The 22,722-nt window shown below is 50.3% G+C and carries 20 protein-coding genes; 16 read left to right on the top strand and 4 right to left on the bottom strand.

The features are described 5' to 3' along the window. Positions 1 to 35: 35 nt before the first annotated feature. The 8 genes from H6X83_RS11615 to H6X83_RS11580 all read left to right on the top strand — a co-directional run bounded on the left by H6X83_RS11615 (position 36) and on the right by H6X83_RS11580 (position 7,995). Complete coding sequence (locus H6X83_RS11615) at positions 36 to 887, top strand: pyridoxamine kinase (RefSeq protein ID WP_212506641.1); 852 nt, start codon at positions 36 to 38, stop codon at positions 885 to 887. A gap of 159 nt (positions 888 to 1,046) precedes the next feature. Further along, positions 1,047 to 2,810, top strand: a complete 1,764-nt coding sequence (locus tag H6X83_RS11610; RefSeq protein ID WP_246419215.1) for an FtsW/RodA/SpoVE family cell cycle protein — start codon at positions 1,047 to 1,049, stop codon at positions 2,808 to 2,810. A gap of 1 nt (position 2,811) precedes the next feature. Further along, positions 2,812 to 4,209: a penicillin-binding transpeptidase domain-containing protein gene (locus H6X83_RS11605; RefSeq protein WP_212506640.1), complete on the top strand. Its 1,398-nt coding sequence runs from the start codon at positions 2,812 to 2,814 to the stop codon at positions 4,207 to 4,209. Between the two features lie 154 nt (positions 4,210 to 4,363). Further along, the gene (locus H6X83_RS11600; protein ID WP_212506639.1) at positions 4,364 to 4,723 is read left to right on the top strand and encodes a hypothetical protein; all 360 of its coding nucleotides are present in this window, start codon (positions 4,364 to 4,366) and stop codon (positions 4,721 to 4,723) included. A gap of 326 nt (positions 4,724 to 5,049) precedes the next feature. After that, complete coding sequence (locus H6X83_RS11595; RefSeq protein WP_212506638.1) at positions 5,050 to 5,352, top strand: thiamine-binding protein; 303 nt, start codon at positions 5,050 to 5,052, stop codon at positions 5,350 to 5,352. Then, a complete protein-coding gene (locus H6X83_RS11590) occupies positions 5,324 to 6,115 on the top strand; it encodes an ABC transporter permease (RefSeq protein ID WP_212506637.1) in 792 nt (263 codons plus the stop codon). The genes H6X83_RS11595 and H6X83_RS11590 overlap by 29 nt, the downstream gene beginning before the upstream one ends. 62 nt (positions 6,116 to 6,177) lie before the next feature. After that, a complete protein-coding gene (locus tag H6X83_RS11585) occupies positions 6,178 to 7,242 on the top strand; it encodes an ABC transporter substrate-binding protein (RefSeq protein ID WP_212506636.1) in 1,065 nt (354 codons plus the stop codon). Positions 7,243 to 7,251: 9 nt separating this feature from the next. Continuing rightward, entirely contained in the window at positions 7,252 to 7,995 is a 744-nt protein-coding gene (locus tag H6X83_RS11580; protein WP_212506635.1) for an ABC transporter ATP-binding protein, read from the top strand. 76 nt (positions 7,996 to 8,071) lie between these two features. Here the strand turns inward: H6X83_RS11580 and H6X83_RS11575 are convergent, their stop codons facing one another. Next, the gene (locus H6X83_RS11575) at positions 8,072 to 8,479 is read right to left on the bottom strand and encodes an HIRAN domain-containing protein (RefSeq protein WP_212506634.1); all 408 of its coding nucleotides are present in this window, start codon (positions 8,477 to 8,479) and stop codon (positions 8,072 to 8,074) included. 187 nt (positions 8,480 to 8,666) lie between these two features. Here H6X83_RS11575 and H6X83_RS11570 point away from each other — a divergent pair, with 187 nt between their 5' ends. The 7 genes from H6X83_RS11570 (at position 8,667) to H6X83_RS11540 (ending at position 18,040) form a co-directional block, all read left to right on the top strand. After that, positions 8,667 to 9,995, top strand: a complete 1,329-nt coding sequence (locus H6X83_RS11570; RefSeq protein ID WP_212506633.1) for a glycoside hydrolase family 30 protein — start codon at positions 8,667 to 8,669, stop codon at positions 9,993 to 9,995. A 160-nt stretch (positions 9,996 to 10,155) separates the two neighbouring features. Then, entirely contained in the window at positions 10,156 to 11,538 is a 1,383-nt protein-coding gene (locus tag H6X83_RS11565) for an extracellular solute-binding protein (RefSeq protein ID WP_212506632.1), read from the top strand. Between the two features lie 216 nt (positions 11,539 to 11,754). After that, entirely contained in the window at positions 11,755 to 12,657 is a 903-nt protein-coding gene (locus H6X83_RS11560; protein WP_212506631.1) for a carbohydrate ABC transporter permease, read from the top strand. 1 nt (position 12,658) lies between these two features. Further along, the gene (locus H6X83_RS11555) at positions 12,659 to 13,537 is read left to right on the top strand and encodes a carbohydrate ABC transporter permease (protein ID WP_212506630.1); all 879 of its coding nucleotides are present in this window, start codon (positions 12,659 to 12,661) and stop codon (positions 13,535 to 13,537) included. 99 nt (positions 13,538 to 13,636) lie between these two features. Then, on the top strand, positions 13,637 to 15,376 hold the full coding sequence (locus tag H6X83_RS11550; protein ID WP_212506629.1) for a sensor histidine kinase: 1,740 nt from the start codon (positions 13,637 to 13,639) through the stop codon (positions 15,374 to 15,376). Between the two features lie 17 nt (positions 15,377 to 15,393). Next, positions 15,394 to 16,950: a response regulator transcription factor gene (locus tag H6X83_RS11545; RefSeq protein WP_212506628.1), complete on the top strand. Its 1,557-nt coding sequence runs from the start codon at positions 15,394 to 15,396 to the stop codon at positions 16,948 to 16,950. A 58-nt stretch (positions 16,951 to 17,008) separates the two neighbouring features. Next, entirely contained in the window at positions 17,009 to 18,040 is a 1,032-nt protein-coding gene (locus tag H6X83_RS11540; protein WP_212506627.1) for a DUF4340 domain-containing protein, read from the top strand. A 108-nt stretch (positions 18,041 to 18,148) separates the two neighbouring features. On the opposite strand, the gene H6X83_RS11535 is transcribed toward H6X83_RS11540, so the two are convergent. The 3 genes from H6X83_RS11535 to H6X83_RS11525 all read right to left on the bottom strand — a co-directional run bounded on the left by H6X83_RS11535 (position 18,149) and on the right by H6X83_RS11525 (position 21,055). Further along, a complete protein-coding gene (locus H6X83_RS11535; RefSeq protein WP_212506626.1) occupies positions 18,149 to 19,015 on the bottom strand; it encodes a MetQ/NlpA family ABC transporter substrate-binding protein in 867 nt (288 codons plus the stop codon). 361 nt (positions 19,016 to 19,376) lie between these two features. Then, a complete protein-coding gene (locus tag H6X83_RS11530; protein WP_212506625.1) occupies positions 19,377 to 20,036 on the bottom strand; it encodes a methionine ABC transporter permease in 660 nt (219 codons plus the stop codon). Continuing rightward, on the bottom strand, positions 20,033 to 21,055 hold the full coding sequence (locus tag H6X83_RS11525; protein ID WP_212506624.1) for a methionine ABC transporter ATP-binding protein: 1,023 nt from the start codon (positions 21,053 to 21,055) through the stop codon (positions 20,033 to 20,035). Before H6X83_RS11525 ends, H6X83_RS11530 begins: the two co-directional genes overlap by 4 nt. Positions 21,056 to 21,366: 311 nt before the next feature. Here H6X83_RS11525 and H6X83_RS11520 point away from each other — a divergent pair, with 311 nt between their 5' ends. Then, the gene (locus H6X83_RS11520; RefSeq protein WP_212506623.1) at positions 21,367 to 22,659 is read left to right on the top strand and encodes a metallophosphoesterase family protein; all 1,293 of its coding nucleotides are present in this window, start codon (positions 21,367 to 21,369) and stop codon (positions 22,657 to 22,659) included. The last annotated feature ends 63 nt before the right edge of the window (positions 22,660 to 22,722 follow it).

Here is a 22,722-nt window from a genome sequence, read left to right as displayed (position 1 = left end):
GTAATCTCTTCTGTAAAACGGTTTGAGGTGATGATATGGTTCCTATACAGAAACGGGTGGCTGCCATCCATGATTTGTCCGGATTCGGCAAGTGCTCCCTGAGCATCATCCTGCCGGTGCTCAGCAGCATGGGGCACGAAGTTTGCTGTGTGCCCACAGCGGTGCTCTCTTCTCACACGGGTGGGCTGCCGGATGTAACGGTGCGTGACTTAACGCCGGAGATGCACGGCTTTCTGCGTCAGTGGGAAGCGCTGCAGATTCCTTTTGATGGAATCTACACCGGCTTTTTGGGCAGTGCGGAGCAGCTGCAGGTGGTGCACGAATTTATTAAGACGTTTCGCAAAAAGGATACGCTGGTTATGGTTGACCCTGCCATGGCAGACAACGGCCGGCTGTACCGTACATATACGCCCGAAATGGCGGCGGGAACAGAAGTGCTCTGCATGGAAGCAGATATGATCGTGCCGAACATTACGGAAACGTGCCTGCTGCTGCATGAGCCTTACCGCGAAGGTCCCTACACCCGCGGCTGGGTGGAGGATGCTCTGCACCGGCTGACGGATTTAGGGCCGCACATTGCGGTCATTACGGGAATTTGGTTTTCACCGGAGCTGCTGGGTGCTGCAGGCTATGACCGCACGACCGGCGAAGTCAGCTATGCGCTTTCGGCACGTGTACAGGGCAGCTACCACGGTACCGGCGATTTGTTTGCTTCCGTGCTGCTGGGTGCGCTGCTGGATGGAGTATCCATGCGAAATGCCCTGCAGCTGGCGGTGGACTTTACGGCAAATACCATCCGCCGCACCCGCGAAGCCGGGGGCGATTCGCGCTGGGGTGTGCGCTTTGAGCAGGGGCTGCCGCAGCTGATGCGGGAACTGGGACTGTAGCTGCGGCAGGGCATCTTTACAAATACAGGGAAAAAGGGTATACTAATAAATAGTAAGCAAAGAATCAAGGAGCCGGTGCTTCTTGATTCTTTGTTTATCTGTGGAACTGTGCCGATACGGCCAATTCCGTTAGATGCAGAATTATTAGGAGGTGGGCACGTGCCGGATATTTCGGCGTTGCTTTCTGTACTGACACCTGCTTTCTTTGTGCTGCGCGGTGTGGCGGCGGTTTTGACAGTGTTTTTGGTCATTCGCTGCTATACATCCATGCGTGCGGGCCGCCGCCGCGAAGAACCGGTTGTCTTTCTTGAAAACCAGAGGAACCACAAAAACATCCCTGTGCTGTACTGGGAGAACAGCGTTGGCCGCAGCCAAAGCTGCGACATTGTTTTGCCGGACAGTGCGGTCAGCCGCGACCACGCAGTGCTGATGCGCCGCGAGAGCGGCTGGCTTCTAACCGACACAGACTCTAAAGGCGGCACTTACCTGAACGGCAAGCGCATTCGGGACACTGTAAAAGTGATTCCCGGCGATTTAATCGGCATTGGGCGTACAAACCTTGTCTTTCGCCGGGTAACGGATGCCAATGTAAAATCACCGCGCCACCGCGCGCGCCGCACGGCAAATCAGGCAAGCCTGCTTGCAATGTGCACGATTATTCAGGTGCTGTGCTTTATTCAGGCCTTTTTCGGCGACAAGCAGTTTTCCATGCTGCCACTGATTCCGATGATTACGGTAATTGGCGCAGAATGGGTGTTTTACATGATTTCCCGCCATGTGCTGGGGCGCACCAATTTTGAGCTGGAAACGCTTGCGTTTACGCTTTCCGGTGTGGGCATTGCGCTGTTGTGCGGTACACGCGAAAAACTGACCAAAACGCAGACGGCACCCTCCCCGTTTACACTTTACCACCCGACTATGGATGCAGTTTATTCGCAGATAATTATGATGGTCGGCGGACTGGTGCTTTTCAGTTTCCTGATTTGGTTTATGCAGGACTTAACGCGTGTAAATAAATGGCGTACGCCGATTGCGGTCATTGGGCTGCTGCTGCTGGCGGCGCCGCTGGCAATCGGCACCAGTGTGAATGGTTCGAAAAACTGGATTCACCTTGCCGGCATTTCGGTGCAGCCAAGTGAATTTGTCAAATTGTGCTTTATTTTTGCAGGCGCGGCAACGCTCGACCACTTGCAGACCAGACGAAACCTGATTGGCTTTATCGGCCTGCTTGCCGGTGTCATGGGTATCCTAATTCTGGAACGGGACATTGGCGGTGCGGCGGTGTTCTTTGCAACGTTTTTAATTATTGCATTCATGCGCTCGGGTTCCATGCGAACTGTGGTGCTGAGCATAGCCGCAGCCGGTGTAGGCATCGTGACAGTGCTGACCATGTTTGGCCACGTAAAAGAGCGTTTTGAGGTTTGGCGCCATGTGTGGGATACAAACAATATTTATGACAAGGGCTTTCAGCAGACCCGTGTGCTGACCTACTCCGCAAGCGGCGGCCTGTTCGGTGTCGGTATCGGCAACGGCGGCCTCGGCGGCGGCACAGGCCCGCTGAAAGGCTACACCAACGTAACCGCAAACACAAGTGACCTGGTTTTCGGCATGATGAACGAGGAACTCGGCCTGCTGATGTCGATAGTGCTGATTGGTGTAATTGCCATGTTTATTCTGTTCGCGCGCAGTGACGCAACCCGTTCCCGCTCCACGTTTTACTCCATTACCGCCTGTGCTGCTGCAGGCATGCTGCTGTTTCAGGCATGCCTGAACATTTTCGGCAGCACGGATGTTTTCCCGCTGACCGGTGTTACACTGCCGTTCATCAGTGCAGGCGGCAGCAGTATGATGGCAGTTTGGGGGGCGCTGGCGTTCATTAAGTCCAGTGACGAGAGAACTTACGCAGTCAGGAGGCGAAGTTAGCATGAAGACAACAGGCAAACGCTCTCTCTTTCTGTTCTTTTTTCTGCTGATTTTTGTCGGCGGGCTGTGTTTTTTTCTGTTCGAATACTTATCAGATGGCGGAAAATGGGCCATGCAGCCCTATAACGCACACCTAAGCGGTACCTCCACCACAGCCAATGGCAGTGTTGTTGACCGTGACGGACTGAAGCTGCTGACAACGAAAAATGGTGCACGCACGTACAGTGATGATGAAGCGGTGCGCAAATCCACCCTGCATTTGGTGGGCGATTCTTCCGGGAACATTTCCACCGGTGTGCAGAATGCGTTTAAAACAGAACTGACCGGCTACAACATCGTGACCGGTCTTACGGATATTAAAACGACCAAGCAGGGCGGCAGCATTCGTTTGACGGTGGATGCAGACTTAAACAAAATTGCCTACCGCAAGCTGGATGGGCGCAAAGGCGCCGCCGTGGTGACCAACTGGAAAACAGGCGAGATCCTGTGCATGGTCAGCACGCCGACCTTTGATCCGGCCAACCCGCCTTCGGATTTAAAGACCAACGAAAGTGCCTACAACGGTGTTTATGTAAACAAGGTGCTTTCCGGCCAGCTGACGCCCGGTTCCATTTTTAAGATTGTCACCTCCGCTGCAGCAATTCAGAATATTCCTAACCTTGACAGCCGCACGTTCCACTGCGACGGCTCAATTACTGTGGATGGCAATAAAATAACCTGCACCAACGGCGAAAAACACGGGACCATGGACTTTCAGCATGCGCTGGCAAATTCCTGTAATGTCACTTTTGCACAGCTTGCCATCGAAATGGGCAAGGATAAAATGACCGCCGCGGCGAATTCTTTGGGGCTCAACGAAACTTTTACGATTGATTCGCTGACTGCGGCAAAGTGCCATTATGACGTTAAAGATGCAAGCAACAATCAGCTGGGCTGGTCCGGCGTTGGACAGTATACCGACCAGGTAAGTCCCGCGTATATGGTGCGTTTGCTGGGGGCAATCGCTAACGGCGGCGCACCGGAGGAGCTGCGAATTATCAAAAGCGTTTCCGGTGATTTGACAAGCCCAAGTAAGTTTGGCAGTGCTAAGACCGGACGGCAGCTGATGACTGCGGATGTAGCACAGCGGCTGAAAAAATATATGCGCGGCAATGTTGAGATTTCTTACGGTGACGATTTTTTTGACGGCATAAAAGAGATGTGCGCCAAAACCGGTACCGCAGAATTGGGTGGAACCAGAAACAACAACGGCTGGATGGTAGGTTTTTCGGCGGATGAAAGCACGCCGTATGCATTTGCCGTGGTTGTAGAAAATACGGATACCTACGGAATTAACGCTGCGGGGCCGATTGCAAATGCGCTGCTTTCCGCAGCGGTCAGCAATAAGGATGCAGGGTAATCGGAGTAAATTCCGCTGCCCTTACAGCAAAAGTTTTGAACGCCGCGTATCTTACAGCAATGTAAGACAGCGGGCGCAAATGTAAGCTAAATCAATGGCTGCCGCCTCCTGTGTTTGATACAATGGATGTATCAAAATGCAGGAGGCGTTTTTAATGCGTAAAACAGCAATGGCAGTTATAGCAGTAATTATGGTTGGTGTGGCAATGCTCGCGGTAGGATGTGGTGTCAGCGCAACAACGGCGGAAAACGGAAATTTTATGAAGACGGCCACGTGGGGCGAGTACGTGGCCGGAAACACACCAAAAGTAAAATTCGAGAACCATACCTATACGGTTTTAAATAAAGCGTTAACTTCCGACGAAGTGGAAAAGCGCGTTGGTGTGCTGGAAAAGGACAAAAGTCAAAAACTGTACTGCTGGATCTACACTGTGAAGAATCAAAAGCAGGAAAAGCAGATTGCACTGTATAATTACAACAATGACGGTAAATTTATGCTGGCCGAAGAAAAGTAAAAATTTTTTAAAGGTGCGCAAGCGTAAGTGCCTGGGTTTTTTTAATAGATGTATGTTTGGGCGTGTGCCGACGATTTGACAAAAGCGGACAGCTGCGCTACAATAAATAAGTATCCACAAATGGGGTGCTTGGCCTTACGGGGCTTTGCTGAGACAGGAGAAATCCTGAACCCTTTTGCCTGATCCGGACAATGCCGGCGGAGGTAACATAAACAGCTTTTTCAGAAGCCTTCTGCCGCCTGTTGTCAATGACAGGCGGCTTTTTTTACATTTACGCAGGTGTTCTGGATACAAAATTATTGTATTATCAAAGGAGTCATAAAAACATGGAAAAGTTCCCTGCAAGTGTCGCAATTCAGGTTCTGCCGCACGTTGATACCGATGAAGAGGTTGTCCGTATTGTGGACGAAGTAATCGCCTACATTAAAAGCACAGGTGTGAACTACTACGTTGGCCCGTTCGAAACTACCCTGGAAGGGGAGTATGACCAGCTGATGGACATTGTCAAGGAGTGCCAGTACATTGCCATTAAGGCTGGCTGTCCGCAGGTTGCCGCTTATGTAAAAATCAGCTTTAAGCCAGAAGGCGGGGTGCTGACGATTGCACAGAAAGTTACAAAATATCACTGATAAGCTTTCACCGATTTTCCTGCTGGCGGTGGTACTTATCGTCTGGCAGGCGGTGGTTTCGCTGGGCGCAGTGCCAAACTTTATGCTGCCAAGCCCAGTGCAGGTTGTGCAGGCGTTCGTGGATGATTTTTCCACGCTCATGGAAAGTGCTGCTACTTCTTTGCAGGAGACTTTCTGGGGGATGTCGATTGCGGTGGCGCTGGCGTTTGGTTCCGCATTTTTGATGGACCGTTTTCGTCTGGTGAAAAAGAGCCTGTACCCCATTTTGATTATCACACAGACTGTGCCGACCGTTGCGATTGCGCCGCTGCTGGTGCTGTGGATGGGCTATGATATGACGCCAAAAATCGTGCTGGTCATTATCTCCTGCTACTTCCCGATTGCGGTTGGTTTGCTCAACGGCTTTTCCAGCGCGGATCCGGATGTCATTAACCTGATGCGTACTATGGGCAGCAGCAGATGGCAGATTTTCTGCCACGTCAAAGTACCGAGTTCCTTGAGCAACTTCTTTTCCGGGCTGCGCATCAGCGTTTCTTACTCGGTGATCGGTGCGGTAGTGGCGGAGTGGCTGGGCGGCAACAGCGGTCTTGGCGTGTACATGACGCATATGCGCAAAAGCTATGCGTATGACCGGATGTTTGCGGTCATACTGCTGGTTTCGGTCATCAGTCTTCTGCTGATCAAGCTGGTGGATGTGCTGCAGCATATCTGCATGCCGTGGGAAAAGGTAGCGCAGAACCCTGCGGGCGCAGCGGCAGAGTGATTTAAATCTTTAATTTGTGATAGAAAATAGTTTGAGGAGAACCTATTTTAAGGAGCATAGAAATGAAAAAGAATCAAATATGGCGGACAGTAACAGCAGCCGTTTTGGCTGCAGCTATGGCGGCAGCAATGACCGCGTGCGGTGGTGCAGGAAGTGCGTCCTCTGCGGGAGGAAATACGGCTTCTTCCAAGGCTGCCAGCAATACCGCTTCCGGTAAACTGGAAAAGGTCAAGTTTGTGCTGGACTACACTCCGAACACCAACCACACCGGTATTTATGTGGCACAGGCGCTGGGCTATTTTAAAGACGAAGGACTGGAAGTAGAAATTGAGCAGCCTCCGGAGTCCGGTACCGCGGCACTGGTTGGTTCCGGCAACGCACAGTTTGGCGTTGGCTTTCAGGATACCGATATGGCTTCCGCACTGACTTCCAAAACACCGCTGCCGATTACGGCGGTTGCGGCGCTGATTCAGCACAACACCTCCGGCATTGCCTCTGTAAAGAGCAAAAACATTACTCGCCCCAAAGAAATGACTGGTCGCTCCTACGCGACTTGGGATACACCGGTGGAAAAGGGCATGATCAAGCACGTTATCGAAAAAGACGGCGGCGATTATTCAAAAGTGAAGATGGTGCCCTCCGGTGATAACTCCATTGTGCAGATTCAGACCAACGCGGACACCGCTTGGATTTACTACGCGTGGGATGGCATTGCCGCGGAAGTGCAGAATGTGCCGCTTAACTTCTTCACATTTAAAGATATTGACCCGGTACTGGACTGCTACACACCGGTGCTGATTGCCAACAACGGCTTCCTGAAAAAAGAGCCGGAAACGGCAAAGAAATTCCTGAAAGCCGCAAAGAAAGGTTATGAGTATGCAATCGACAAGCCAGACGAAGCGGCAAAGCTGCTCATTCAGCAGGTGCCGGACCTCAAGAGCAGTGAAAAGTTGGTCACAAAGAGCCAGAAATGGCTGAAAGACCAGTACAAAGCCGAAGTGAAGCAGTGGGGCTACATTGATGCTTCCCGCTGGAACGCTTTCTACAAATGGCTGTATGACAATAAACTCATCAGCAAGGAAATTCCGGCAGGTACCGGTTTCTCAAACGATTATCTGGCACAGTAAGGAGCAGAAATGGAAACAAAACTGACAGCAGAGGGAATCTCCAAAAGCTATGATTCGGTGCAGATCCTGGACAACGTGAGTATGGAACTGCACGATCAGGAGATTGTGAGTCTGCTGGGCATCAGCGGCGCCGGAAAAACCACACTTTTCAATGTGATTTCGGGGCTTCTCACCCCGGACTGCGGTCATGTTTTCCTGAAGGGGCAAGACATCACCGGGCAGGCGGGCCACGTTTCCTATATGTTGCAGAAAGACCTGCTGCTGCCCTACCGCACTGTCGTGGATAACGTTGCGCTGCCGCTGCTGCTGCACGGCACACCGAAAAAAGAAGCACACGAAAAAGCAGGTGCGCTTTTTGCAGAGTTTGGCCTGGAGGGTACGCAGAAAAAGTGGCCTGCGCAGCTTTCCGGCGGCATGCGCCAGCGTGCGGCACTGCTGCGCACTTACTTGAGCAGTGAGGGTGTTGCGCTGCTGGATGAGCCGTTTTCCGCACTGGACACCATTACTAAGGACGCCATGCACACATGGTATCTGAATGTCATGCAGAAAATCGAGCTTTCCACGCTGTTCATTACACACGATATCGACGAAGCAATTCTGCTTTCCGACAGGATTTACATTCTGGCGGGGAAGCCGGGGCGCATCATTACGGAGCTGCCAGTGGCCGAACCGCGTCCGCGAACCCGCGATTTTACCCTAACAGACGAGTTTTTGCGCTACAAACGCAAGATTATTGAGCTGTTGAAAATATAACAGAAAAAGACCCGAAAAAGGGAGTGCCGCAGAATTTTTTGATTCTGCAGCACTCCCTTTTTGCCTGCGGGGCTGTTCATTCGCAGTCCCAGCTGTCGTTTTTGGCAAGCTGTTCCTGCATCTCGCGGTTCAGTTCCGCCAGTGTGCCCGGTGCAACCTTGCAGATGATTTTTGTAAAGCTGGTAAAGCAGACGCGCACATAGAACCGGCGGGGAACATGGTCATAAATGTGGCCGGCACTCATCGTGCCGCCGGCAACAGTTTGCGGCGAATTGGCAAGATAGCCGACTGTGCCAATGGGTGGCAGGGAGCAGCAGATAGCATCCGCGTCATAAGGGTTATCCGGCTGCTTGCAGCAGCGAATCAGCTGTCCGATTTTAAACGGCTGTGCTCCGTAGTAGTGCTGAAACCCGGTGATGGTGACGTAGCGCTCCGGTTCGGTTAGCTGGAGTGGGGCTTCTTTTCTCTTGCAGTGCAGTTTCATTTTTCTCATCTCCTGATTTCAGAATAGCAGAAGAGAAGTACAATTAAGTGTACTTTGAAACTGCGGCAGCAATCTTTTGGCGTACAGCACAAAAGTATAGCAAATAAGCATAAAATAATATGTACGTATTGAGAAATTTAGGGTATTCTAAACGTAACAGCAGAAAACGGGAAGGAGGAAATGAAAAATGATTGAGCACATACAAAGTACGCAGGGAGCCTGCTGGCAGCCGGCAGAGGTGCAGCCGGGCGTACACAGCGAAGATACTCTGAGTCTGACTGGCAAAAAAGCGCAAACTGTCCGGGGCTTTGGTGGCTGTTTTAACGAACTGGGGTGGCATGCACTGCAAAAGCTTTCCCCGGAAAAACGGCAGGCATATTTTGACGAACTGTTTCTGCCGCAGAACACCGGTTTTCAGTTTGGGCGGCTGCCGATTGGCGCAAATGATTTCAGCATGCAGTGGTACTGCAGCAGCGAGGTGCCGGAGGACTATGAGCTGGAGCATTTTCAGATTGACCGGGACCAGCAGATGACGATTCCGTTTATCCGGGAAGCACTGCAGCGCAGTCCGGAAATGACGCTGTTTGCTTCCCCATGGAGTCCGCCGCCGTGGATGAAGACCCGCCCGGTTTACAACTATGGTTGTATGCGTATGGAAGAAAAGGTACTTCGCACTTACGCGGATTATTTTCTTCGTTTTGTGGAAGCTTACCGAGAACAGGGAATCTCTATTCGGCAGCTGCACGTGCAGAACGAGCCGATGGCGGACCAGAAGTTTCCTTCCTGCCTGTGGAGCGGTGCGGATATGCGCGACTTTATCGGCGGATATTTGGGGCCGGCAGTGAAAAAGAGCAGGCTGCCGCTGGAACTGTGGCTCGGTACGATTAACGGACCGTTTGTGGACTTTGAGGGAATTGCGGGCGGCGCACCTGCGGGCGAGTATTTTGATTTGTTTGAAAATACGATTCTTTCGGACAAGCAGGCTCGTTCTTACCTGACCGGCGTTGGTTTCCAGTGGGGCGGCAAGCATGTGATTGAACAGACACGCATTGCCTATCCGGAACTGCGCTATATGCAGACGGAAAGTGAGTACGGCGACGGAAAGAACAGTTGGACGCAAATGGAGTATATTTTTCGGCAAATGTGGTTATATTTTCATCACGGTGTGGAAAGCTATGTGTATTGGAATCTTGCATTGCCCAGTGACAGCGTAAGCACCTGGGGCTGGCAGCAAAATTCCCTTGTGACAGTGACAGAAGACGGAACACTGGTTTGGCAGCCGGAGTTTTACCTAATGAAGCATCTTTCTCATTTTGTCAAAAAGAACGCAAAGGTACTTTCCGTCAGCGGCCGCTGGAGCGCAAACACAATCGCTTTTCAGAATCCGGATGGTTCAGTTGTTCTGGAGGTCGGCAATGGTATGGACATCGAGCGGAGCTTTTCCTTTGCGCAGGAATGCATGGAATTTACCGCAGAACTGCCACCGCATTCGATTCACACATTCTGCATTTCGTAAAGTCGTGAAATTAAATTTTGTGTAAAGAGCACAGACACTTATGTAAGATATTTATATAAAGAGGACAGTTTATTTGATTATGTTGAAACAATATTTGTGATATTATATAAATGCATTCAGGAGAGACCACAAAGCTCATGAACAAAGGAGGAAACAGATCATGAAACAAAGTGTATTGAAAAAGTTCATCGCCGCATCTTTGGCGGCCGCAATGGCAGTTTCAGTTACCGCCTGCGGAAATACCGGCGGCAGCTCCAGCACGGGAGGCTCGGCAGCTGGTTCTACTGCGAGCAAAGCCGCAACCGCAGAGGGTGACAAGGAGATTACCTTCTGGGATATCGCTACAGAGAATCCGGACAAGGAAATTATGGAGTATGCCGTTAAGAAGTTCAATGAAACGAACAAAGACGGCTACCACGTAACTATGGTGCCAACCCAGAACGACAACTATAAAGAAAAATTGGTTGTTGCAATGAGTTCCGGCGAATGCCCGGATATGTACACCAGCTGGTCCGGCGGGCCGATGAATGAGTACATCGACTCCGGCTACGCACAGCCGATTGACGACCTGATGAAGTCATCCGGTGTGCAGGACAAGTTAATGGAAGCCGCTGTTGCACAGGCTACCTACAACGGTCACATTTACGCTGTACCAATGCTGAACGTTTCCATGGCTGGTGTTTTCTACAACAAGGAAATGTTCCAGAAGTACAACATCAAGGTGCCGACCACCCTTTCTGAACTGGAAAAGGCAGCAGATACTTTGAAGAGCAACGGCATTACCCCATTTGCGCTGGCAAACAGCAGCAAGTGGACAGGCTCCATGTATTTCCAATGCCTGGCAGCCCGTAAGGCTGGCTTGGACCCGTTCCGTAACGCGGTGGCTGGCAAGGGAAGCTTTGAGGACGAGTGCTTCACCTATGCGGGCGACAAGATTCAGGAATGGACCAAGAAGGGTTATTTCCCGGACGGCGTCAATTCCCTGAGTGAGGATGACGGGCAAGCTCGTCAGCTGCTGTATCAGGAGAAAGCCGGTATGGATCTGATCGGTTCCTGGTACACTGGCAACATCAAAACAGACAGCGCAGATTTCTATAAGAAAGTCGGTTGGTTCTCCTTCCCGAAGATTGACGGAAGCACAGCAGATGATACCATCCAGATTGGTACTGTTGGTGACCAGTTCATTTCCTTTAACTGCAAGGGCGACAAGCTGAAAGCAGCCTTTGAATGTGCAAAACTCTACTCTTCCGATGAAGCAGTGGATTTGATGATCAAGAACGGCAAGATCCCGCCAATCAAGGGTGTAGACAGCAAGCTGAGTGACCCGCTGACCAAGCAGATTTGCGAAGCAGCCAACAAGGCTTCCAGCGTGCAGCTTTGGTATGACCAGTACCTGCCGCCGGCGGTTGCAGAAACACACCTGAACACTTGCCAGGAAATGTTCGGTCTGACCATGACCCCGAAGGATGCTGCGGCAAAGATGCAGAAATCCATGAAGGATTATCTTGCAAACAAGAGCAGCAGCAGCGCGTCCAAGAAATAGAACATTGTTACTGAAGGAGGGTGCCGTCACTGCTGCAGGTTGCTGCGGGGCGGCACCCTTTTTGTATTAAAATTTGTTCATAAAACTATATTGAAGATTGATTATGTCAATTTTCTATATAAAATGCACAGAAAATTGTATGTCCTCAGCGCTGCTTTTTTGGTATGATAAAAGCAGCAAAAAAGAGCACACATATCAAGGAAGGAGATGTCTCTCATGATGAACAACTCGGTTTCGCTGGCAGCCAGACGCCGCCGCAACACACGGCTGTGTGCACTGGCATTTCTGGCACCAGTGGCGATTGTGCTGGTGGTTTTCGTGTTTTACCCCATCATAGACACATTTATTACCAGCGGCTACAAATGGAACGGCATTTCGGCAGATAAACAGTGGGTTGGCCTGAACAACTGGAGCAAATTGGTGCAGGACAGCAAGTTTTGGACCGCATTTACGAACAACATTATTATCATGATCCTGTCCATCCTCATCCAGATTCCGCTTGGACTTGCCATGGCAACTTTCATTGACTTTGGCGGAAAAAAGATGACGGTTTTCAAGGTTATGTGGTTCATCCCGATGCTGATGTCCAGTGTTGCAATCGGCTTTCTGTTCAATTACGCGCTGGCAACCAACGGCGGCATCGTCAGTTCCCTTTCGGCGCTGTTCGGCGGCGGAAATGTTGACCTGCTGGGCAATCCGAAAACCGCATTATTAACCGTTATCATGGTTATCTGCTGGCAGTTTGCACCGTTCTACATGGTTTACTTTATGGCAGCGTATACCAACATCCCGTTTGATGTTTACGAAGCAGCCACCATTGACGGCGCTACCCGCGGCCAGTACTTCCTGCACGTGGCACTGCCGCTGCTGGCACCTTCCATGAAAAGTGCAGCTATCCTTTCTATGGTTGGTTCCCTGAAATACTTCGATTTGATTTATGTCATGACCGGCGGCGGCCCCGGCACTTCCACGGAGCTGATGGCAACCTACATGTATAAGGAATCCTTTAAAAACTTTAACATGGGCTACGGCTCCACGATTGCAGGCGGAATGTTCATCCTGATTACGATTATTTCCCTGCTGACGATGCGTGCCATTAACGGAAAGGAGGAGAAGTAACATGACAGTAGCAAACAACGCAGAAACTCTGGCTCTGAAAGTAAAGCAGAGCAAACGCAAAAAGGTGATTGCCTGGACAATTGCCGGAATCTTTTCAGCAATCTATCTGGTGATTTCACTGGCACCGTTTATTTTCATGGTGCTTAATTCCTTTAAGCAGAAGTTTGAGATGCTGGTAGGCGGTGTTTTTTCGATCCCCAAAAGCTTGGACTTTTCCAACTACACATCTGCGCTGAAGGGCAACTTCCTGCACTACCTGATGAACAGCGTTGTAATACTGGCAATTTCGCTGATCATTCTGCTGTTTGTTTCGGCTTGTGCATCCTATCCGTTGAGCCGTTTCCGCTTTAAGATGCGTGCCCCGATTTATTCCGTGATTGTTGCGTGCATGTGCATTCCGGTGCATATTACCCTGATTCCAATTTTCCGCATGGCAAAATCAACGCATATGTACGACTCCATCTGGTCTCTGATTGGTCCGTATGTTGCGTTTGGCGTGCCGATCTCCGTCTTTATTCTTACGAGTTTCATGAAGGCGATTCCCAGAGAAATTGAAGAATCTTCAGAAATTGACGGCTGCAACAAATTTCAAATTTTCTTTAAGATGATTTTGCCGCTGTCAAAGCCGGGCTTGGCAACGCTGGCAATTTACAACGGAGTCAATATGTGGAACGAGTTCAGCTTTGCCTACACCCTCACTCAGTCCGCAAACTCCCGTACCCTGCCACTGGCAGTGTGGGACTTTCAGGGACAGTACAGCATGAATACCCCGATGATTATGGCTGTGCTGACACTCAGCCTGCTGCCCATGGTGATTGTATTCATCATTTTCCAGGACAAACTGGTAAAGGGCATGACAGCGGGTGCAGTAAAGGGTTAATAAAAAGAGGAACAAAAAATAAACAGACAGCGTGTTGCAATTCATCACGCTGTCTGTTATGCTTTATAGTACAAAATGTTGAAAAATGGCGGCGATAAAATGGGTAAAATGATGGATTCTGTACATCATTGGAACTTTGACAAAAAAATCAAGGCGCTGGTTTCTGCTGCGCTTATTATTACTGCCGCCATTATGCTGGTTATTTCATCGCTTTCCTCCACTGCGGCCATTACCGATCAGACACGTTCCTTGCTGCAGGAACAGAACCGGGCAGTGGCGGCCGGCTTTGAAAACTCCCTGAACAATTACAAATCACTTGCCTACAGCTTGGTGCTGGACAATTCTGTGCAGAGATACCTGCAAAATACCACGGATGTAGCCAGCGCAAACAACACACGCAATGTGCTGCGCAGTACACTGAATATGTTTTCTTCGCTGAATTTTGCCGCACTGGTGGATGAGCAGGGAAACTATCTGTACAAAGGCAACGAATCTTCACTGACTACGCGGTTTGCATCGGTTTATAAAGAGGATTTTCAAAACTGCCGCTATGTAATCGGCACCGATATGCGTATTGGTTACACAAAGTCTTACTACAGTTATGAAACGCTGAATCTATATTTCCCGGTTTATGATACGAATTATATCGGCAAAAAACGAGGAATGCTATGCTTAAGCTTTAATGACAACAATTTAAGTCAGGTGCAGCGGCATCAAGATTCCAGCTTGCACAGCGGTTTGGCAGTGCTGAGCAGCCACGGTGCATCCATTGCACACAGCATCCAGAAAGGTGCAGCCGACGGAATCAATATGTCTTGGTTCACCGGTGACAGTGGTTCCTGCCAGTACAACGGGAGGTTTTACCTGTATCAGCGTATTCCCGGCTGGTCCTTTTACGTAGTCAGCAGCGTTGCGGCAGCGGACTTGTATGCTTCCAGTGCAAAAACCATCATTTTGCTGCTTGTGTTGGTGGCCGGAGCTGTGGTGGCGAGTCTTATTATTGTGAATCATACGGTGCGCCTGCTGTACAAACCGCTGGAAAAGGTAGTCAGGAAAATGGATGCGGTTGCGAATGGTTCCCTGCAGACGCGCATTAACGAACAGCACATGGGCGCTGACTTTAAAAAGCTTGCTTCTGGCTTTAACACTATGATGGACAAAATGCTGGAATTGATGGAGCAGGTAAAAGAAGAACAGCACCAGATGGAGCAGATTCGTTTCAATGCACTGCAGTCGCAGATTAAGCCACACTTTTTGTACAATACACTGGAGTGTATCCACTGGCAGGCAGAAGCGGATGGAAACAAGGAGATTTCCACGCTTGTTAAGGCACTTGCGAAATATTACCGCATTTGTTTAAGCGGGGGCAGGGATATTGTTGCACTTTCCGAAGAAATTGAATGTGTGCGCAGTTATTTAATCATACAGAATATGCGTTATGGCAATATTATTGACAGTAACTTTACCATTGACCCGGTGCTGGAGAATATTGCGATTCCAAAACTGACTCTGCAGCCGCTGGTGGAGAACAGCATTTACCACGGCATTAAGGTGAAAGAAGGCCGGCGCGGCTGCGTAGTGCTCAGCGTACGGCGCGCCGGTGGGGACATCTGGCTGACCCTTGCGGACACCGGCACCGGTATGACACAGGAACAGGTGGATGAAATCAATAACGGCATTGCACAGTATGATGAATGCTTTGGCTACGGTGTCCGCAATGTGCACAGACGTATTCAGCTGCTGTACGGTGCACAGTATGGGCTGCATTATTCGCGCAACGACAAAGGAGGCGTTACGGTAACCATCTGTCTGCCTGACAGATGCATAGACGAAGATTAAATACAAGGAGGGGTTGTATGTACCAAATACTGGTGGTGGATGACGAGCAGATGATCCGCATGGGAATCAAACGCGCGTTGCCGTGGAATACGCTGGCGATAGATACGGTGTACACAGCGGCTTCCGGCAAAGAAGCGTTGGAAATGCTGCAGGAGCACCATCCGCAGATCATGCTGACGGATATTTACATGTCAGAAATGACGGGTATTGAATTGATTGACGCGGCAAAAAAGATTGTGCCGCAGCTGCGCATCATTGTACTGACAGGCTACGACCGCTTTGACTACGCTCGCGAGTGCCTGCGCCTGCATGTTGAAGACTTTTTGCTCAAACCGATTGATGAAGAAGTGCTGCGGGAATCGATTTTTCGCCAGGTGCAGGCTCTGGATGCACAGCAGCAGGCAGAAAAACCCGCACAACTGCGTGCAAGCGGACTGCAGGAACAGATGGAGCTGGAAAAGCAGCTGCGCGCATTGGTGCGTCGGGACCTTACTGCACAGGAAACGGAAGAATTCTGCCGCAAAAATCATTTTGATCCGGCACAATCCCTGCAGGCAGCAGTGCTGGTGCCGGGACTGTATACGGACAAACAGGATACGGATGGTTTTCGGGCGATTATGGTGCGCAACATCTGTATCAGCATGGTGGATCGGCAGGGCAAGGGAGTTACCTTTGCGGACAGTGACGGAACCATTGTGCTGGTGTTCTTTTTGGGAGAAAACGCCGAGAGCGGTGTGGAGCAAGCGTCTGCCCTTACAAGTGTGCTGGGGGATGACTTTGATACTACCCCGCGTATCGTGCTGGGCAGCTGCGAAACCGGCTTTGCGAATCTTTATATTTCTTATAATGACGCACGGCTGATGCTGCAGGACGAAAAGACGGAGTTTTGCAGTATTGTGCAGATGGCACCGGACAAAAAGCGTGAAACGCTGTTTCAGGATGTGTATACAGAACTGAAAAACATCATGTGTGCAAATGTGGGGGATACCGACAAAGTGATGAAGGCATATGCCACTTTCTGCAAAGCGGCAGTTTCCTACAACCTTTCGGCAGCCAACACGCGCCGCTGCTGCCTGGAAATTGCCAGTTCGGTTTACTTTTCTTACATTACGCAGATGAGTGTAGAAAACGGCGAAAATCTGAATGCATTGGCGCAAAGTCTGACGCATGCTGCCCGCGCGGAGTCCTGCGAAATGACGCGGATGTATTTGTCAAAGCTGTTGGAGCAGCAGAGCCAAAATGTACATGACTTGGTTTCTATAGCGCGTCGGTATATTGATGAGCACTTGGAGGAAGATTTGTCCGTTGCAAACATTGCGGCTTCACTGTTTGTCACTCCTAATTATTTTTCACGTCTGTTTAAGCGTGTAACAGGAGAGGGCTGCAACGAATATATCGTGCGCAGGCGGATTAAAAAAGCGAAATCACTGCTGGAGACTACCAGCTTGAAAACAGGGCGGATTGCGCTGATGGTGGGTTACCGGGATACTAACTATTTTTCGCTGGCGTTTAAAAAGCACACCGGCAAGTCCCCTACACAGTATCGGGACGAGTCGCGCCAGCCCGCGAAATAAGTTTTATTTCGCGATTTAACATATAATATCAATTACAGTTAGAAAGTGGGGCACTGATATGAAACTGAAACAACTATTCTGCGGAATTTTAGCAGCGGCGCTGGCGGCATCCATCCTTGCTGGCTGCAGAGAAGAAACAAACGGAACCTCCTCTGTGGCCTCACAGGCGGTGTCGGCTGCCTCTGCTTCATCTGTGCAAACAATTTCAAAAACATCTGCGCAGCTGAAACAGCAGGAGCAGCCGCAGTTCCTTTCCAAAGGAATCCGGATGCTTTCCGTAAGCAAATCAGGGCAGGAAACGTTTCGGGTGGAGTACGCGCCCGCTTCCTACAAAAGCGGTTTTGACAGTTGGACGATTCCGACACCATACCAAAATACTGTGATGGTCGATACGCAGACAATGTACGAGCTGTTTGACAAGCTTGCGGCGGTCAGCTTTACTTCACCCGCGCAGGTAAAAACCGGAACGGATACAGGCATTGCCAACAGCACGGATTCCTTTACGCTTCAGTTTTTGCAGACGAAGGAGGAATCGACCGCAGTGTCCGCACCGGATGCGGACAGCACTGCAACAGTGCTTTTGGGTAAAGAGGACGGCAGTGGAAATGTCTACGCGGCGGTTAAAGGGAAAGAATCCGTTGTCTATTTGATTTCCAAAGATACCGCGGATGCTCTGCGCAAAATTGACCCCTATGCTTATATTTTGAAAATCGCCGGAGTTGTGAATGCGGCCAGTGTTTCCAAGGTGACCATGGAGACCGGCGCAAAGACCTACATGCTTGAAATTGACGGCGGCACCTACCGTGCCAATGGAAAAACACTGAAAAAAGACAGCTTCACTTCGTTGTACAAGGAGCTTTTGGGGTTAGAGCTGACTGGAAAAGCGGAAAAAGCGCCCGCTTCCGGCACAGCGGCAGATCTGACTGTCACATTCAGCAGAACAACGGCGGAAGCGCCGCAGATGCAGTTCATTTATACACCACAGAGCGGGGATACGGATACGCTGACCGTGAACGGAAATACGTTTTTTACCGTCAGCCATACGGAAGTACAGGCAATCTGCAAAAAAATCGCGGAAGTGTGCGGATAAACCAGAATGCAGAAAAAACGAACAGCCGCCTGTCCCGCAGGACAGAGCAGCTGTTCGTTTCGTTAAGAGTGATTGGGAATTGTATAGGAAGTGTGTTGTAAGCGTATTTTACTTTTTGCTGTAATCCGGCGCGGTCCACAGGCCGTTGTTGTTTTTGTCTAGATAGGTTTTGAATTCAGCAGATTGATAAGCGGCAGCAATGTCCTTTGCCCACTGGCTGTCTTTGTCGGAATCCTTTACCACCAAATGCAGCATTAGGTCGGGGAGAATGTCCTCCTTGAGCAGGGCGGTGGAGGGGTCAATCTTTGCGTTGTATACGATAGAACCGGTAATGACGATGAAATCAAAATCAGTGCGTACGGATGGAATGTTCAGGGATTTCATTTCCGTAAACTGAATGTGATGCGGATTTTCAGCAATGTCATCCTGTGTAGCTTTGGTGGGTTGGGTGCCGTCTTTCAATTTAATCCAACCGGCTTTCTGCAGCAGAACGTAAGCACGCGCGGTGTTGGAAGCATCATTCGGAACAGCTACTTTGGCACCGTCTGCAATCTGGTTCAGTGCGGATTTGGAACCGGGGTAAATGCCCGCCGGAACGGTCGGAATCGGGGTTACGGCGGCAAGGTGGCCGTTTTGTGTCTTATTAAAGTTGTTCATGTAGGCAACGTGTTGTTCTACGTTAAAGTCAACTTCACCGTCATTTAGCGCGGAGTCGGCCTGTGAAAGGTCGGACATATCCACAGCGGTAATTTTGTAACCCTTTTTCTCCAAAATCGGCTGAATGCCCTTTTGAAAAAGTTCGCTGTACGGTCCCTGTGATTTGCTGAATTTTAATTCTTTCTTTGCCGGTGCGGCAGAAGCAGCGCTGCCGCTGGCTGTGGAGGCACTTGAGCCGCAGCCGGTCAGGGAAGCGGATGCAAACAAAGCGGCAAGACCGAGCGCGGTAACTTTGCGGATGGTAAGATTCTTTTTCATAATGATATACCTCTTCTCTAATATTTCTGTACATTACTTTCTGTCGCTTTCTCAGAAAGCGACTAGGGGTGTGGGGGCGAAGCCCGCCACGATCTTTCTTTTGGCCTTAACTCCTCTTAGTATCCTCAGAAGCGCTCACGGGTTTGGGAGCCTGCAAGGGAAGGCTCCCAAGGTCTTGCTCTTTCCGGCATGGCTTCGCCCGCCGCAGGGAGCGCTGCTGTGTACCTCCCTTTTATAAAATGGCTTTACGGTCAAGAAATAAGGTCGTGGGCTTTGCCCACACCTGCAGCCTTGTGAACATACCCCATTCGGGGCACGCGAGGCTGGCGAAAACTTTACGGCAGGGTACTGGAAAGTCTGCTCACTTATGCCGCAGCCTGCGGGAAAGGAAGTTTCCCAGTGCCTGAATCAGCTGTACGAAGATAATCAGCACAACCACGGTAAAAAGCATCAGCGGAAAGTTCATGCGCTCATAGCCATAGGTCAGCGCCAAGTCACCGACACCGCCCGCACCGATTGCACCGGCCATTGCGGTGGCGCCCAAAAGGCCGATTGCACCGGTAGTCAGTGCAAGGATGAGCGAACCGCTGGATTCCGGCAGCAGAAAGTGCCAGATGATTTGAAAGGTGGTGGCGCCCATGGACTGCGCCGCTTCTACAATACCGCGGTTTACTTCCAACAGGGAACTTTCCATCAGGCGGGCAAGGTAGGGAGCAATGAACACTACCAGTGGAACGATTGCGGCGGGGGTGCCGATGCGTGTGCCGACAATTACCTTTGTAAGCGGCATGATGAACACCATGAGGATAATAAATGGAACGCTGCGTACCACGTTAATGACCGCATTGAGAATGCCGTACACAATTTTGTTTGGACGGATGCCGTCTTTGCGGGTCAGCACCAGTACAACTGCCATTACAGCACCGATAATTGTGCCGATGATTAGGGAAATGCCAACCATATAAATGGTTTGCTGCGCTCCCAGCAGAATTTTTTCATTTGGTACACCAAGGTCAATCATACTGCCGCCTCCTCAAAGTCCACATCAGATTTTTGAATGTACGCTTCCACTGCCGCAATTTCTTCTGAACTGCCCACCAGCTGCAGCACCAGCGTGCCAAGCACAGTGTTTTGCAGCTCATGCACAGAAGCAAACAGAATGTTGGTTTCCACATTGAATTTTTTGTTAATGGCGGAAACCATCGCTTCACGGGAATTGCTGCCCAAAAAGTGCAGCCGGATAACGGTATTGTTCCGCGCGTCGGTGGCAAGGCTTTTTTGAATGCTTTCCGGAATACGGTCATCAATGACGGTGGAAACAAAGTCTTTTGTAATGGCTGCTTTTGGATGGCTAAAAACCTCCAGAACCGTTCCCTGTTCAGCAACGCGTCCGTTTTCCATCACGGCAACGCGGTTGCAGATTTTCTGGATGACACTGATCTGATGGGTGATGATCAGAATGGTTACGCCCAGCTCGCGGTTGACCTTTTGCAGCAGCTGCAGAATAGAATCAGTGGTTTTAGGGTCCAGTGCACTGGTGGGTTCGTCGCACAGGAGGATAGACGGCTGGGTTGCCAGTGCGCGAGCAATGCCAACGCGCTGTTTCTGTCCGCCGGAAAGCTTTTGTGGGTAAGCGTTCCGTTTGTCGGAAAGTTCAACGAACTTGAGCAATTCTTCCACGCGCTCGGCAATTTCTGCTTTTGGCACATGGTTTAGTTTCAGCGGCATAGCGACGTTGTCAAAAACTGTGCGGGAGTCCAGCAGATTGAACTGCTGGAACACCATGGCGATTTCCTTGCGTGTTTTGCGCAGTTCGGCGGGGGAGAGCTGCGCAAGATTTTGCCCCTGCACCAGCACCTGCCCTGCGGTTGGCGTTTCCAGTGCGTTTACCATGCGCAGCAGGGTGGACTTGCCGGCACCGCTGAAGCCGATTACGCCGAAAATGTCGCCTTTTTCTACAGTAAGGCTGAGCTCCCGCAGTGCGTGAACATTGTCATCTTTATTGACAAATTCTTTGCTGACGTTTACGAATTGAATCATTGTTATCAGCCTTTCTTCTTCGTTTCACAATCTATACAATTCCTATATGAATTGTTTATATTGTATGCGGAAGCGGCCTGCCTGTCAAGTAAAAAATAACAGCCAAAGCGGCCGAAAATTTATATACTATTTTGGTAATGTATTAAACGGCAAAATCAGAAAAAAGAAAGTAAAATGGAAAGCAGCCTGCAAAAAGTGCAGGGAAAAGCTAACGAACTGTATGCTTCTTTCAGATTTTATTAAACACTTGCGAATTTTTTGTCTGTGCTGTACAATTAACAAGACAACAATTTGCAAACGGAGTGAAAAACGTGGAAAAACAGAACTGGAAACCACTTTCGCGGCAAGGGGTTCGGGCGCGCATGGGTATTTGCAGCGATTTGCACGTATGCGGCAGTTACCCTTCCCGAGAAAAGCTGCACGCGGTTTTTTCTGCGTTTCACCAGCTTGACCCGCTAATGGATGCCGCCGCGTTCGTAGGGGACTTAACGGACTTCGGCACGAAGGAGCAGTATGCTTACCTAGGCAAGCTGATTCAGGAAAACGCGGCGGACGGCATACCCGCACAGTTGATTTACTGTATCGGCAACCATGACACTTTTCAGCTTGGGACAGAGCACGCACAGGAGCGTTTTGCCCGGCAGACCGGCCAGCAGCCGGAGGAACTGGTATGGGTTGGCGGTATTCCGGTCATCAAGCTGGCTGCAAACCAAACAGCCGAAGAGGATTACACGGACAGCTATTCTTTTTTAAAGGAAAGTTTGCGAGAAGCGGCATCCAAAGCACCGGGGCTTCCAATTCTTGTACTGGCGCATCATGGCATCCAAGGAACTGCCTATGGCACAGATAAATGGTATGGAAATTATGGTGAGGGAACAGAGAAAAACCTTGTGGAGTTAATGCGGCAATATCCGCAGATTATCCACATTTCCGGTCATTCTCACGCAACACTGGAGGACGAGCGTTCTATTGACCAGCACCTTGGATTTACCGCGATACAAGACGGCACGGCGGGTGCTTATTTTGAAAATGAAACGGGAAAAATCGACCCGGAAACCGGTGAACCGGCTTCCGTTCCGCCGTATGGTCCAGAAGCCTGCCAAGCGTTGGTTGTGGATGTACTCTGTTCCGGAAAGGTTATAATACACCGTCTGAATATGACCGCTGGACGTTCTTGTGGGCCGGCGTGGGAAGCTGACGTTCCCGCATTGAAAGCAGACAAAAAAAACGGCTTCTCGTATTTACCTGCTCGCAAGGGTGCTGCCCCTGTATTCCCCAAAGGCGTGCAGACAAAACTGCGGAAAGTGGGAGAGCAGGCAATAACAGTCACATTTCCGCGGGCCTTTGCCGGGGATGGTGATAGCTGCAGTATGGTACATTCGTATTGTATTCGTCTGCTGCCGGAGGGGGCGGGTGTCCCCTTCTGCAGATGGATTTTCGCAGATTATTACCGCAGGGAGCAGCGGGCGGAATGGTGTGTGCGAATAAACCTTGAGCAGAAATTGTTAGGAAGATGGTACGCACAGGTACGTGCGGCTACCTCCTTTGGGCAGCTTAGCAGCCCGCTGCGCAGCGAAAAGGTGCTATTGAACGCAGACAAATAGTCATGCCTTGCATTTGACCGGATATCGTTGTATAATACAAGCGTCCGGAAATCGCTGCGCTCC

Origin of the sequence: Caproicibacterium amylolyticum, from assembly GCF_014467055.1 — a bacterium.
Lineage (GTDB): Bacteria > Bacillota > Clostridia > Oscillospirales > Acutalibacteraceae > Caproicibacterium > Caproicibacterium amylolyticum.
Note: the sequence above shows the minus strand (reverse complement) of the source record. Positions and strands in the feature narration are given on the sequence as shown.